The following is a 12,823-nucleotide window of genomic DNA, read 5'->3' on the forward strand; positions in this document are numbered from 1 at the left end:
CCCCCCGCGCCCGCGCCTACCGAGCGCCGGCGCGCTGCAAGGCGGGTTCGAGTGCCGACCAGGTGGTCACATTGTCGAGCTTCTGACCGTTGATCAAGAAGGTCGGAGTGGCGTTGATGTTGAACTTGTCGCCCTGTTCCTGCGTATCATTGGCGAGTTTCTCCATCGCCGGCACATCGGCCAGACATTGCTTCGCTTGTGCGGGACTAATCCCGCGCTGGGCAAAGAAGTCGAACAGCTTGGCGGCCTCTGCAATCGCGATGAAGCGCTGATTCATCGGCTGGTTCATCGCCGCCTGATAACCGGCCTGGTTCTCTTCGAGAGGTTCGATCAGCTTGGGGATATCCATCCAGACCTGCTCGGACAGCGGCATCACCGCCTCGGTCGAGCCGCAGCGCACGATCCGCGCCAGGACGAGGTCAATCGGGCCGTGAACTGCGAAATTGCGCAGTTCGTAGCTCACCTTGCCGGTGTTGACGTAATTGTTCATCAGCGGCTCGTAGCCTTCCTGCCCGAAACGCGCGCAGACCGGGCAGCTCAGCGAACCATATTCCACCAGCTTGATCGGGGCATCGGGGTTTCCGACCAGATAGCCATCGAAAGAGGTCTTCTGCACCACATTGCGCCATTGCTTGCCCTGTGGGGCGGGCGTGGCGGCGACGGGCTTGCCTTCCGGCGCAGCGCCTGAACTGGTGTCGGCCTTGGAACCGCAGGCGACCAGCGCAAGCGAAAGCAGGGCGGCGATAACGAGACGAAAGCGATGTGGCATTGTAGGATCGATCCTTCGGCTTTGGACAGAAAATGCTAGCCCAGCCGGTCCGTTCGGTGAAGCGCGCCTAGGCGCTTTTGAACAGTCTGCAGCAGGGGCGATGAGTTCAGGGCTGCTTGTCGCTGGCCATTTCCGGCGCGGCTACGGCCTTGTCGAGCTCCGGTTGGAGAGTGGCCCAGTTGTGTGCGTCGACCAGCTTGCCGTTGATCAGGAAGCTTGGCGTACCCTCCAGGTTGTAAGTCTGGATATCGCGCTGGCTGGTGTCGGCGAGGGACTTTATTTTCCCTTCGTTTGACAGGCAACGGTTCAGTTCGGGCCGCGTGTATCCGCGCGCTTCGAGGATATCGTAGAACCCCAGGTCGCTGGCTATTGCCTGCATGCGCGCGGCAACCGTGCCGAACTGCCAGCGCGAGCGTTGTGCCTGCGTCGTATCGCGCGCGGTCTTCATCCATTCTTCCTGCTTGCTCAGGATCGCGTCGTGATTGCCGATGAATTTCTTCGGGTCGCCGCACTGGGTCAGCACGGCGGCGGTCAGGTCCACCGGGTCGCGCAGCAAGTGACGGATTTCAAAGCTGACCTTGCCAGAGGGCACATAGGCAAGGCGGATAGCACCTTCGCCATCATCCAGAAATTCGGCACAATGCGAGCAGGTGTAGCTCATGAATTCAACCAGCTTTACCGGTGCGTCCGGATTGCCAAGAATATGGCCGTCGTCCTGAACCTTTACTGCTGTGTTCCAGTTCTGAGCGCCGTCCTGTGCAGCGATCGGTCCGCTTGCCACCAGCGTGGCCGCAGCAAGTACGGCGGTTATCCTGAGCCAGAAAGTCATGCGTTTCCCTTGTTTCAGTCGTTTTCGCCCGACGCAACACTGCGCGCAAGCGATTCGAGCACTGCCCTCAATTCCGGATCGCCGATATCGCGCAGGCTATCTCCCAGTTCCATCGGGATCGGCTTGAGAGAAGGTGGCGAACTTGGCCTTTCCGTGTCGCGATCCAGCTTAACCGGACCTTGCCGTAGCTTGACGCGGGAGACCGCGCGATAGCCGAAAAAGCGATTCACCCGCTCGATAATCTCCGGGATCACGTGCTGGATCAACGGTGCGTGGGCAGGCACGACCACCAGTTGCAGAATGCCTTCCGACTTTTCGCCGGGAGGAAAGCGGATCGCCTCGGGCGCGCAGACTTTCGCGTGCGTTTCTCCGACGATTTCGGGCCAACGTGTGACCACCGAGGATTGCACGAATCCGAATCGGCGAAAAGCGGTGCGGCCGATTTGCGGCATCAGCTCGGCAATCGGTCGCGCCGCGCCTCCGCGCGGGCGCTGATAGCGGCGTGGTGCGGGTTTGCCCCCCGTTTTGCCGGTTTTGGTGGTGCTATCTCGTTCCATGAGCGCAGCTCTCATGCCATAGCGCGTCCGTGTCCGCCAGCATCTCAGACATCCTTCTCGACTGGTATGCGAGTCATGCTCGCAGTCTGCCATGGCGTGCGCCTCCGGGAACGCCTGCACCCGATCCCTATCGCGTGTGGTTGTCCGAGGTAATGCTGCAGCAGACCACGGTGCAGGCGGTGAAACCCTATTTCGCCGCATTCATCGAGCGCTGGCCCACGGTTGCAGCTCTGGCCGCGGCGAGCGATGAAGATGTGATGGCGGCGTGGGCCGGGCTTGGCTATTATTCGCGTGCCCGCAATTTGGTCGCATGTGCTCGAGCAGTCGCCGAAATGGGCGGTTTTCCGGACATGGAGAGCGAGTTGCGCGCACTCCCCGGCGTGGGGGACTACACTGCCGCTGCGGTGGCGGCGATTGCTTTCGGGCGTCGCGCCGTGGTCGTGGATGCCAATGTCGAGCGGGTGGTCGCGCGGCTGTTTGCCCTGGGCGATCCGCTGCCGGGCGTGCGCAAGGCGATCCGCGAGAAAGCCGATACGATCACGCCTGCCGAGCGCGCCGGAGACTTTGCTCAGGCGATGATGGATCTTGGGGCGACGATCTGCACCCCGCGCGATCCCAAATGCCTGCTATGCCCCTTGCGCGATATGTGCGCCGCGCGTGCTAGCGGGGATCCGGCGCGCTTCCCGGTCAAACCGCCGAAGAAAGCCAAGCCGGTGCGGCAGGGACGGGCCTATTGGATCGAGCGTGACGGTGCGGTGTGGCTGGTGCGCCGCGAAGGGCGCGGGATGCTGGGCGGAATGCGCGCGCTTCCGGACGATGGCTGGTCGGCGAGGGGCGACGGTTCGGGCGATCCGCCGCTTGATGGTCGCTTCGAAAGCCTTGGGCTGGTGCGCCACGCCTTCACGCATTTTGCGATCGAGCTGGCGGTGTTGAGACCTGTCGAGACCGATTGCATCCAGCCGGATGGGGAGGGGCAATGGTGGCCGATCGCCGATATCGACGAGGCCGGACTCCCGACTCTGTTTGCCAAGGCAGCGCGGCTGGCGCTTTAAAGTACCCCGCCGCCGATGCTGAGGCGGATCACTGCAACCAGCAGGATCACGATGCACAGGTTGCGCCCCGAGCGATGGCTCGACATCTGGCCAAGGATAACGCCTACCACGATCAGGGGCAGAGCGAACCAGTTGGCCCAGCCGAGGAAGGGTATGGTAGCCGGAATCACCAGCACCAGCGAAACAAGCCCGAACAGCCATGCGAGAACATTAAGCATGTGCTGTAGGTAGGTAATACAGCTTATGGATGCAAGACCTTGGCCAAAGCACTAAGAATGGTTGCATTTTGCAATGGGGGGTTCACAAAGCCTCGCCATAACAAGCATCGAATTTGCGTTCAGGAAGAGGAACTCCATGCCACAGACTGCTTTCGACAGCATCGCCTTGTCACGTCGCGCCCTGATCCGGTCCGGAGGATTGCTGGCAGGCAGCGCTGTTCTGGCCGCGGGTGTGGTGCCGCGGCGCGTGCTGGCGCAGGGCGATCATGCAGGCATGCATTGGCCGCATGTGAGCGAACTGATCGACAGCTATGTCGACCCGCGCAAGCTTGCCAATATGGTCGCGGCGCTGGGCTGGGGGACGCAGGCCCCGCAGGTGATCGCCAAGGGCAATCTGGCCATTGGGCAGGACGCGCCTGCCGGGATCGACAGCCTCTATCGCATCTATTCGATGACCAAGCCGATCACCGGCATGGCGGCAATGATGCTGATCGACGCGGGCAAGATGGGGCTGGACCAGCCGCTGTATGAAATTCTCCCCGCGTTCAAGAACATGATGGTGCAGAAGGTTTACGATGGCCCGGTGACGCCGGACAATCTCGAACCGGCCAAGCAGCCGATCACCATTCGCATGTTGCTGACCCATACAGCGGGCTTGGGCTATTCGATAATACAGAACGGTCCGATCAAGGATCTGTATGAAAAGAACGGGCTGGTTCCGGGGCAAGTCAGTCGCCTGCCCTTGCCGGAGCTGGGGCGCGCCAAGCCGGTCGAAGGGCTGGCCAATTTCGCCGACGGCCTCGCCAAGGTTCCGCTGGTGCTGCAGCCGGGCGAAAAGTTCAGCTACTCGGTCGGTCTCGACCTGATGGGCCGGGTCATCGAAGTGGTCAGCGGGATGCCGTTCGACGAATTCCTGCGCACGAAAATCTTCGAACCTTGCGGCATGACCAGCACCTTCTTCCAGGTTCCAGAAAAGGACGTCGGTCGCCTGACGACCAATTATGCCGTGGTCAGCGGAACGCTGTTCCCGATCGATCCGGCGGCGTCCTCGATCTATCTCGACAAGCCGGCGTTTCCGTTCGGCGGGGCAGGGCTGGTGTCGAGCCCGCGCGACTATGACCGGTTCCTGGAGATGCTGCTGAACTACGGAATGATCGACGGTACGCGGGTGATGACCGAACGTGCGGTGCGGGTCGGCACCTCTAATCTATTGCCCAAGGGTGCGATCACCAAGAGCACGTGGATCGAAGGGCAGGGCTTTGGAGCAGGTGGCCGGGTGTCCGATGGCGCCTATGGCTGGGGCGGTGCGGCAGGTACGGTCGCCTTCGTCAGCTTCAAGGCCGGGCTCAGGGCCGGCATGTTCACCCAATATATGCCGTCCGACGCCTATCCAATCCACACCGCATTCCCCGCAGCAGTTCTGAAGGATCTGGCCGGGATGCAGATGAAGAAGGCCGCCTGAGGATAGTTGCACGATGATAGCTTTTACCGGTTCGCGGATTGATCGGGCGGACAATGTTCGCGCCGATCCGGACGCACTTGCCGGATTGATGAACTGGCGCGCGCGATTGCTGGCGCTGGATGGTATGATGCCCGGCATGGACGACACCGGCGGTTTGGCGTGGACGACGCTGGCCGATGCACCCGAGGATGCGGAGCTGGTGTTTCTCGGTTTCGACGACGGGCGCGCCTGCTTTGCCGCTGTCCCGCCGCAAGGCGATGCCGGACCGCGTCTTGCCAATCCGGCAGTGTGGCAGGCGATGGCGGCGCTCAGTCCTGATGATCTGGCGATCTATGGCGGTGCGCGCAGTCTGGTCGATTGGCATGCACGCCATCGTTATTGTCCCAATTGCGGCGGCAATACCAAGCTGGCCAAGGGCGGCTGGCAGCGCAATTGCGAATCCTGCGGCGCGCCGCATTTCCCGCGCACCGATCCGGTGACGATCATGCTGGTGGAACATGACGGCAAGCTTTTGCTGGGGCGCGGTCTGGGCTGGCCTGAGGGGCGCTATTCCACGCTCGCCGGATTTGTCGAGCCGGGCGAAAGCATCGAGGAAGCGGTCGCGCGCGAAGTGCTGGAGGAAACCGGCGTGCGGGTGAGCAATGTCACCTATGTGGCCAGCCAGCCATGGCCCTTTCCATCGCAGCTGATGCTGGGTTGCCACGGCTATGGCGATAATGAAGACATTACGCTCGACACGACCGAACTGGCAGATGCAGGGTGGTATTCGCGCGAGGATGTGGGCGCAGCGCTGGAGGGTAATGGCCCCTTCATTGCGCCACCGCCGCAGGCGATTGCCAACCATCTGCTGCGCTGGTGGATGGAGCGCTGATTATGCCAAAAACTCTGACGATAGACATCTGGTCCGATGTCATGTGCCCGTGGTGCCTGGTCGGCTGGGGCAATCTGTCGCAGGCGCTCGAACGGCTCCACGGCGAGATCGATGCCGAAGTTCGCTGGCACGCCTTCGAACTCAATCCAGATATGCCGCGCGAGGGGGAAGAGCGCACAGCGCATATAGCTCGCAAGTACGGCACTACACCCGAACAATCCCGCGATGTGCAGGGGCGGATGCGCGAAGCGGCGCAGGCTGCCGGTGTTTCGCTGGACTACGATGGCCCGGAACGGGCGCCACCAGCGATGATGTGGAACACTTTTGCCGCGCACAAGCTGCTGACCTGGGCCGGGGAAAGCTTTGGCAGTGAGCGCCAGACGGCGCTCAAGCTGGCACTGTTCGCCGCGCATTTTCACCACCGTCGCCCGATCGGCGAGCGTGAGGAACTGATCGCGATCGCGATCGATCAGGGCTTCGATGGTGCCGAGGCCGAAGCGGCGCTCGACAGCGAGGAATTGGCACAAAAGGTCCGCGCCGAGGAACGCGCCGCTTGGGACATGAACGTTACCGGGGTTCCGGCGATGATCGTGGCGGGAAAGTTTCTCATCCCGGGCGCACAATCGCCTGAAGTCTATATCGATTCCCTGCGCCGCGTGGCGGAAAAGATCGCCGCCTGAAGGCTTATTGCAGCAGCAGGCGCACCCCCGAGACCGTCAGGACTCCGGCCAGAGTGAGCCTTAGCAGTTTGTCGGGCGCACGGCTCGACAGCAGGCTGCCTGCGATCACGCCGGGGATCGATCCGATCAGCAGGTTGAGCAGCAGCGCGAAATCGACCTCTCCCAGAAACCAGTGGCCGACCCCCGCGATCAGCGCGAGCGGTACGGCATGGGCGATGTCGGTTCCCACGATCCGTGCGATCGGGGTGCGGCGATAGAGCATCACCAGAACGGTCGCCCCGATGGCGCCGGCGCCGACCGAGGTGATCGTGATCAGCACTCCCAATACGACGCCCAGCACGATCGTGGCCACCGGAGCGCGCTTGCTTTCGGCCGCAGGCAGGGGATGAGTCACGCCAAAATTGAGCAGCTTGCGCTGGAATACCAATCCTACTGAAGTCACCAGCAACATGGCGCCCAGAACGACCACGATGATGTGGTTAGCGTTCTCACCAATCTCGCCGACAGTCGCCAGCGCGATCAGGGTCAGTATCGTTGCCGGAAGGCTGCCGATGGCCAGCCAGCGCACGATGCCCCAGTCGATCGTATTGCGTTGCTGGTGGATGCCGCTGCCGACCGTCTTGGTGATCGCCGCAAACAGCAGATCGGTCCCGACGGCGGTTTGCGGACTGACACCGAAGAAAAGGACCAGCAGCGGTGTCATCAAAGAGCCGCCGCCAACTCCGGTCAGCCCGACCAATGTTCCAACAAGGAGGCCCGCTACCGCATGGGGCAGATCGAGCGCGGCGACGAAGTCCATGCGCATCGATTTACCGGCAGAGCGAAATTACGCCTAGACAATACTGCTTCTAAATCGGCAATCTAGATCAGGCCCAGTTTCTGCAGCTTGCCTGCCATCGCGCCGGGCATGACATCGCCGACGTCTTCTCCCTCTGCCAGATCGCGTGGCGCATTTTCCGGTTTGAGATATCGCCACCCCTGATGGGCGCGTTTGGGGATCGGGTGGACCGGGATCAGTCGCGGCCCCAGGTCGATGAACCAGCGGCCGTTGTCCTGCTGCGTGAAACCTATGATCGGCGATCGCGCGACCAGATTGTGCTCGTGGACCCAGAACAGCGAGCCGCCGATGCATTCCTCCCACCGCGTAGGGCGATAGCGCGTGTTGACCGACATCCGCTGGCGATTGGCGAACCATTCCTCAATATCGGCATAGCTCTTCGCCCCGAAGGCGATCTTGGTCAGATGCAGCGGCATTGTGTACCGAGATAGGTCGGCGACGGAAATGCTCAAGCTATGCCGCACAAAATCTGACATGCGCGAGTTGCGCGATTCTGGAATTACATCCGCCGCGAAATTCCCTTACGCGTGATCTACCTGAGGGGGTGTGAAATGCCGAACGAGACGATTGCCAAGCAGCCTTCGGCTGGCCGAACGCTGTATACGCTGCAAGCGGGTAGGGGCATTGCCGCAATGGCGGTCGTTGTGCGCCATGCTACGCAGGCTATCGAAAACGAAGGTTTTGCGATCCCCTATTACTTGGGCGTTATAGGCAACTTTGGTTACCTTGGCGTGGACTTTTTTTCGTGTTGTCCGGCTTCATCATTTATTACGTCAATCACAATCGCGTCGGTCAAAACTCCTTCGCCAGCTCCTATCTTCGCAGCCGTTTGGTTCGGATCTATGTACCCTACCTTCCGGTCGGCATCGCCGTGGCGCTGGCGTATCTGACGATCGGGAAAAACGCCGCCGGTGCAAACGATTGGAACTGGTTCTCAACTCTGACACTGCTTCCCAGCCTCGATCGACCTGCTCTCGCGCTGGCATGGACTCTACAGCATGAAGTCATATTCTACGTCGTTGCGCTTCTTTGCTTTTTGTCCGGAAGATTCGTCATATCTTCGATTGTATTGAGCTTGGCGCTGTTTGCATACGGCCTGTTCAATATGACCGATGTGAAGGCTATGGGCCTTGTCGATCTCGAATTTCTTTTCGGAATCATTGCTGCGTGGTGCTTCGTCAATAGAAAGGGGCCGAACAATCTTGTATTGATTGTGGTCGGTATCGGATTCCTAGGAATGTATTTCTGGATCGACAATCGTTTTTACTCGGTAGTGTTCGGGCTGGGTCTCGCTTTGTTGATCCTGCCGATTGTCAGGCTGGAACATACAGGACGAATTGCTATTGGCCCGGTACTCAAACTTTTCGGCAACGCCTCTTATGCAATTTATCTCATTCACTACCCTCTGGTGAACAATCTCGCGCGTCGTATCGATGGAGTGGATAGCTTATTATTGTGGGTGATATTGATTGCAATTTCGGCGGTTGCAGGCATTTCGTATCACAAGCTTTTCGAAGCACCTGCCCTGCGAATGATCAGGCCGTTGATTCCGAGAAATAATCGGGAATCCCGTCTACAGCGTCAAAGCTAATCGACAAGCTCTCTACCCTGCTACATCAGGAACAACGTTGCCAGACCAAGGAAACTGAAAAAACCGATCACATCCGTCATGGTGGTGACGAACACGGTCGAGGTGTGCGCAGGGTCGATACCAAACCGGTCCATCGTTACCGGGATCAGTACGCCCGCCAGCCCGGCTGTCACCGATTCCACCACCATCGCCCCCCACAGAACGGCGGCCAGCTTGGGATCGTGGTACACCGCCATGCAACCAATCGCCATGAACAGGCCAAGCCCGAAACCATTGGCGAGCGCGATGGTCAGCTCGCGCGTGATCATGCGCCAGGTGTTGGAACTGGTCAGCTGATTGGTAGCAAGTGCGCGCACCACCACCGCCATCGTTTGCGTGCCGGCATTGCCGCCCATGCCCGAAACGATCGTCATGATCGCGGCGAGTGCGGCGATACGCTGAATCGTCCCTTCGAAGGCGGCGATCACCGCGGCGGCGGCAATCGCCGTCCAGAGGTTTATGAACAGCCATCCCATGCGCCCGCGAATGGTGCGTTGGATCGGTTCGTTGATGTCGCCTTCGCCCGCACCCGACAGGCGCAGCACGTCCTCGCCGGCTTCTTCGGCGATGATATGGACGACGTCGTCGACGGTCAGCTGGCCGACCAGCCGCCCGCTGGCATCGACCACTGCGGCGCTGATGAGGCCGTATTTCTGGAACATGTTGCCGACCTCTTCCTGATCGAGGTTGGCGGCAATCAGCGTCTGGTCGCGCTTCATCACATCGGCCAGTGCGACCTGGCGCGGGGTCGTAAGAATCCAGGAGAGCTGGCAGGTGCCCACCGGGTGGTGCTTTTCGTCGACCACGAAGATTTCGTAGAACTCGCTCGGCAGATCCTCGCCGGTGCGCAGAAAATCGATCAGATCGCCGACCGTCAGATGCTCGGGCACCGCAACGAACTCGCGGTTCATCAAGCGTCCGGCGGTTTCTTCCGGATAGGACAGCGCGCTCTCGATCGCAGCGCGATCTTCCGGTTCGAGCTCGGCGAGGACGGCGCGCTGGTCCGCCTCGTCCATGTCCTCGATCAGCTGGACCGCGTCGTCGGTTTCCAGCTCCCCAGCAATTTCCGCGACTGCCGAGGCGGGCAGCGCCTCGAGCATGTCTTCGCGTACGAAATCGTTGAGGTGCGCGATAACGTCTGAACTCATCAGATCGGTGATTGCCGTCACCAGCTGGCGCCGCTCGTCGCGCTCGAGCAGTTCGATGAGGTCGGCGATATCGGCTTCGTGGAGCGGTTCGACCAGCTCGTAGACCGCCTGCTTATCGCCTTCGTCCAGCGCATCGGTGACGCGGCGGACGAATTCCGGCTTGAGGATATTGTCCTCGTCGTGACGTTCGTCGTCGATCCGGTCGTCGGGGCGCGCCTCTTCGTTCGCCGGGGACTCAGCGATCAGCTCTTCGTCGAGGGGCGCGTCCTCAGCCATCGCCCATGGCGTCTAGGCGCGGCAATGCGAAAAGCAAGCAGGGTAAGCACGATGGGGTGACAAAACCGGCATTGCGGCTGTAGGGACGCGCGCAAAGGAGAAGAATTCATGGCCGACAAACTCACTTTCACCCTCGATACCGGCGACAGCGAGAACAAGGACGTTGTGATCAAGCTGCGTCCCGACCTCGCGCCGGGCCATGTCGAGCGTATCACCACGCTCGCCAACGAGGGCTTCTACGATGGCGTGGTATTCCACCGCGTGATCCCCGGCTTCATGGCGCAGGGCGGCGATCCGACCGGCACCGGCATGGGCGGCAGCGACAAGCCCGACCTCAAGGCCGAATTCAACAGCGAACCGCACACCCGCGGCACCTGCTCCATGGCCCGCACCCAGGTGCCCGACAGCGCCAACAGCCAGTTCTTCATCTGCTTCGACGATGCCGAATTCCTCGACGGGCAATACACCGTCTGGGGCCAGGTTGAGAGCGGCATGGAACACATCGACGCGCTGCCCAAGGGCGAGCCGCCGCGTGAGCCGGGCAAGATCGTCAAGGCGACGGTTTCTTAATCCACGCACCTTGCATTGAAGGGGAGGGCGGCCAAGGTGCCGCCCTTTTCATTGAAGGCTGTCACGCCATTCGCTAAGGCGCAAACTCCCATGAAACAGACCACCGCCCCCCGGACCTTTAGGGTCAAGAGCTTCGGCTGCCAGATGAACGTCTATGATGGCGAGCGTATGGGCGAAATGCTCAGCGCGCGCGGCATCGTGCCTGCGCCCGAGGGGGAAGAGGCGGATCTGGTGGTGCTCAACACCTGCCACATTCGTGAGAAAGCGGCGGAGAAGGTCTATTCGGACATCGGGCGGTTGACCAAGGCCGGTCGCGCGGCGGGCAAGGAGCCCCTGATCGCGGTTGCAGGCTGCGTCGCACAGGCCGAGGGTGAGGAGATCATGGCGCGCAGCCCCGCGGTGTCGATGGTCGTCGGCCCGCAGGCCTATCATCGCCTGCCCGAAATGCTCGACAGAGCGGTGCAGGGCGAGCGGGCGACCGATACCGACATGCCCGCCATCGCCAAGTTCGCGGCCTTGCCTGAACGGCGCACATCGCCGCCCGCCGCCTTTCTCACCGTGCAGGAAGGCTGCGACAAGTTCTGCACATATTGCGTGGTGCCCTATACACGCGGCGCGGAAATATCGCGTCCTTACAGCGATCTGGTGACCGAAGCTCATAAGCTGGTCGATGGCGGGGCGAAGGAAATCACCCTGCTGGGCCAGAATGTCAGCGCGTGGAGCGGCGAAGATGCGAAGGGCAGGGCGGTGGGCCTAGCGGGCCTGATCCGCGATTTGGCCGAGATCGATGGCCTCGCGCGCATCCGCTATACCACCAGCCACCCGGCCGACATGGACGACGATCTGATCGCTGCGCATGGGGAGATCGACAAACTTATGCCGTTCCTCCACCTGCCGGTACAGGCGGGCAGCGACCGTGTGCTCAAGGCGATGAACCGCAGCCACACCGCCGAAAGCTATCTCAAGCTGCTCGACCGCTTTCGCGCGGCGCGGCCCGACCTTGCGCTCTCGGGCGATTTCATCGTCGGCTTCCCCGGCGAGACCGAGGCGGAATTCGAAGAGACCGTGGCGCTGGTCGATGCGGTCGGATACGCGCAGGCGTTCAGCTTCAAATACAGCCCGCGCCCCGGAACCCCCGCCGCAACGATGGACGGACAGGTGGCGAAAGAGGTCATGGACGATCGCCTCCAGCGCCTCCAGAGCGCGCTCAACCGCGACCAGCTTGCGTTCAACCGCGCGCGCAGCGGGCAGCGTTGCCAGGTGCTGGTCGAAAGGCGCGGCAAGCGCGCGGGCCAATGGCTGGGCAAATCGCCCTGGCTGCAATCGGTGTGGTTCGAAGCCGACTGCCAGATCGGCGATCTCGTCGAGGTTGAGCTTGGCGAAGCCGGCCCCAATTCGCTTGAAGGACGTGTACTGGCCCCGGCCCGCGCGTAACGCGGTGTGGGCGGTTTGCCAGCCTGAACCAACGTGTGGTTTTGGATGGCTTGGTTGAAGTGCTCAATGTCGCGAATGGGGTCTATTCTGTTGAAAAAGTCGGACCGGCCAAGCTGCAGCCTAACTTCTGGCAACAATGATACAGAGTGAGTTCGCTGCTTGAATCATTGCTGTGTCGAGAGATGCATCCAAATTCTATTGTTGCCCACCAAAACGGACGATGGAGTTTTTCAACACAATAGGGTGGTAAGCGGACGTCAACGACAATAGAGTTGTGAAATGGTCAAGTTCGTCCGCCAGCACACCAAACCCGATGATACCGAGCAGGTCATCATATCCGAGCGAGAAGACGGTTTGTATACCTATCAGATGCGATGGCGCGAGGGGGTAGAGTGGGGTCCACTTGGACCAAAATGCGGGTTGTATGACACCGCAATAACAGCAGAGACTGAAGCAATGCAGAGGGTGTCTTGGCTCGCTGTTGCTAGG

General features: G+C 61.0%; 14 protein-coding genes. 7 read left to right on the forward strand and 7 right to left on the reverse strand.

Annotation, left to right across the window (positions count from 1 at the left end):
* Window positions 1-16 precede the first annotated feature (16 nt).
* The 3 genes from GRI58_RS08110 to GRI58_RS08120 form a co-directional block, all read right to left on the reverse strand.
* The gene (locus GRI58_RS08110; protein WP_160753065.1) at window positions 17-769 is read right to left on the reverse strand and encodes a DsbA family protein; all 753 of its coding nucleotides are present in this window, start codon (window positions 767-769) and stop codon (window positions 17-19) included.
* 106 nt (window positions 770-875) lie between these two features.
* Complete coding sequence (locus tag GRI58_RS08115; RefSeq protein WP_160753066.1) at window positions 876-1,598, reverse strand: thioredoxin domain-containing protein; 723 nt, start codon at window positions 1,596-1,598, stop codon at window positions 876-878.
* A gap of 14 nt (window positions 1,599-1,612) precedes the next feature.
* Window positions 1,613-2,155, reverse strand: coding sequence for a DUF721 domain-containing protein (locus GRI58_RS08120; RefSeq protein WP_160753171.1), 543 nt, complete (start codon window positions 2,153-2,155; stop codon window positions 1,613-1,615).
* Window positions 2,156-2,184: 29 nt separating this feature from the next.
* On the opposite strand from GRI58_RS08120, the gene GRI58_RS08125 reads away from it, so the two are divergent.
* Complete coding sequence (locus GRI58_RS08125; protein WP_160753067.1) at window positions 2,185-3,207, forward strand: NUDIX domain-containing protein; 1,023 nt, start codon at window positions 2,185-2,187, stop codon at window positions 3,205-3,207.
* Here the strand turns inward: GRI58_RS08125 and GRI58_RS08130 are convergent.
* Entirely contained in the window at window positions 3,204-3,425 is a 222-nt protein-coding gene (locus GRI58_RS08130; RefSeq protein ID WP_160753068.1) for a hypothetical protein, read from the reverse strand. The genes GRI58_RS08125 and GRI58_RS08130 overlap by 4 nt on opposite strands.
* A gap of 136 nt (window positions 3,426-3,561) precedes the next feature.
* Here GRI58_RS08130 and GRI58_RS08135 point away from each other — a divergent pair, with 136 nt between their 5' ends.
* From GRI58_RS08135 to GRI58_RS08145, 3 genes are read left to right on the forward strand one after another with little or no spacing between them, the layout of a single operon-like run.
* The gene (locus tag GRI58_RS08135; protein ID WP_160753069.1) at window positions 3,562-4,887 is read left to right on the forward strand and encodes a serine hydrolase domain-containing protein; all 1,326 of its coding nucleotides are present in this window, start codon (window positions 3,562-3,564) and stop codon (window positions 4,885-4,887) included.
* A gap of 13 nt (window positions 4,888-4,900) precedes the next feature.
* Window positions 4,901-5,758 (forward strand): NAD(+) diphosphatase, encoded by an 858-nt coding sequence (nudC, locus tag GRI58_RS08140; protein ID WP_237452184.1) that lies wholly within the window; start codon window positions 4,901-4,903, stop codon window positions 5,756-5,758.
* A 2-nt stretch (window positions 5,759-5,760) separates the two neighbouring features.
* Complete coding sequence (locus GRI58_RS08145) at window positions 5,761-6,438, forward strand: DsbA family oxidoreductase (protein WP_160753070.1); 678 nt, start codon at window positions 5,761-5,763, stop codon at window positions 6,436-6,438.
* 4 nt (window positions 6,439-6,442) lie between these two features.
* On the opposite strand, the gene GRI58_RS08150 is transcribed toward GRI58_RS08145, so the two are convergent.
* Both GRI58_RS08150 and GRI58_RS08155 read right to left on the reverse strand, forming a co-directional pair.
* Window positions 6,443-7,243, reverse strand: a complete 801-nt coding sequence (locus GRI58_RS08150) for a sulfite exporter TauE/SafE family protein (protein WP_237452185.1) — start codon at window positions 7,241-7,243, stop codon at window positions 6,443-6,445.
* A 56-nt stretch (window positions 7,244-7,299) separates the two neighbouring features.
* On the reverse strand, window positions 7,300-7,692 hold the full coding sequence (locus tag GRI58_RS08155) for a DUF1489 family protein (RefSeq protein ID WP_160753071.1): 393 nt from the start codon (window positions 7,690-7,692) through the stop codon (window positions 7,300-7,302).
* Between the two features lie 329 nt (window positions 7,693-8,021).
* Between GRI58_RS08155 and GRI58_RS08160 the strand changes: the two genes are divergently transcribed.
* The gene (locus GRI58_RS08160; protein ID WP_160753072.1) at window positions 8,022-8,867 is read left to right on the forward strand and encodes an acyltransferase family protein; all 846 of its coding nucleotides are present in this window, start codon (window positions 8,022-8,024) and stop codon (window positions 8,865-8,867) included.
* Window positions 8,868-8,887: 20 nt separating this feature from the next.
* Here the strand turns inward: GRI58_RS08160 and mgtE are convergent, their stop codons facing one another.
* Window positions 8,888-10,330, reverse strand: coding sequence for a magnesium transporter (gene mgtE / locus GRI58_RS08165; protein ID WP_160753073.1), 1,443 nt, complete (start codon window positions 10,328-10,330; stop codon window positions 8,888-8,890).
* Window positions 10,331-10,438: 108 nt separating this feature from the next.
* Between mgtE and GRI58_RS08170 the strand changes: the two genes are divergently transcribed.
* Window positions 10,439-10,900 carry a peptidylprolyl isomerase gene (locus GRI58_RS08170; RefSeq protein ID WP_160753074.1) on the forward strand — a complete coding sequence of 154 codons (462 nt, stop codon included), beginning with the start codon at window positions 10,439-10,441 and terminating at the stop codon, window positions 10,898-10,900.
* 90 nt (window positions 10,901-10,990) lie between these two features.
* Complete coding sequence (gene miaB, locus GRI58_RS08175) at window positions 10,991-12,334, forward strand: tRNA (N6-isopentenyl adenosine(37)-C2)-methylthiotransferase MiaB (RefSeq protein WP_160753075.1); 1,344 nt, start codon at window positions 10,991-10,993, stop codon at window positions 12,332-12,334.
* Window positions 12,335-12,823: the final 489 nt, after the last annotated feature.

The organism is Qipengyuania algicida, from assembly GCF_009828025.1.
In the GTDB taxonomy this organism is placed as follows: Bacteria; Pseudomonadota; Alphaproteobacteria; order Sphingomonadales; family Sphingomonadaceae; genus Qipengyuania; species Qipengyuania algicida.

Excerpts from the sequence above, each read along its gene's own strand:
- GRI58_RS08110 (WP_160753065.1), bottom strand. The coding sequence starts at position 769 with ATGCCACATCGCTTTCGTCTCGTTATCGCCGCCCTGCTTTCGCTTGCG.
- GRI58_RS08115 (WP_160753066.1), bottom strand. The coding sequence starts at position 1,598 with ATGACTTTCTGGCTCAGGATAACCGCCGTACTTGCTGCGGCCACGCTG.
- GRI58_RS08120 (WP_160753171.1), bottom strand. The coding sequence starts at position 2,155 with ATGGAACGAGATAGCACCACCAAAACCGGCAAAACGGGGGGCAAACCC.
- GRI58_RS08130 (WP_160753068.1), bottom strand. The coding sequence starts at position 3,425 with ATGCTTAATGTTCTCGCATGGCTGTTCGGGCTTGTTTCGCTGGTGCTG.
- GRI58_RS08135 (WP_160753069.1), top strand. The coding sequence starts at position 3,562 with ATGCCACAGACTGCTTTCGACAGCATCGCCTTGTCACGTCGCGCCCTG.
- nudC (WP_237452184.1), top strand. The coding sequence starts at position 4,901 with ATGATAGCTTTTACCGGTTCGCGGATTGATCGGGCGGACAATGTTCGC.
- GRI58_RS08145 (WP_160753070.1), top strand. The coding sequence starts at position 5,761 with ATGCCAAAAACTCTGACGATAGACATCTGGTCCGATGTCATGTGCCCG.
- GRI58_RS08150 (WP_237452185.1), bottom strand. The coding sequence starts at position 7,243 with ATGCGCATGGACTTCGTCGCCGCGCTCGATCTGCCCCATGCGGTAGCG.
- GRI58_RS08155 (WP_160753071.1), bottom strand. The coding sequence starts at position 7,692 with ATGCCGCTGCATCTGACCAAGATCGCCTTCGGGGCGAAGAGCTATGCC.
- mgtE (WP_160753073.1), bottom strand. The coding sequence starts at position 10,330 with ATGGCTGAGGACGCGCCCCTCGACGAAGAGCTGATCGCTGAGTCCCCG.
- GRI58_RS08170 (WP_160753074.1), top strand. The coding sequence starts at position 10,439 with ATGGCCGACAAACTCACTTTCACCCTCGATACCGGCGACAGCGAGAAC.
- miaB (WP_160753075.1), top strand. The coding sequence starts at position 10,991 with ATGAAACAGACCACCGCCCCCCGGACCTTTAGGGTCAAGAGCTTCGGC.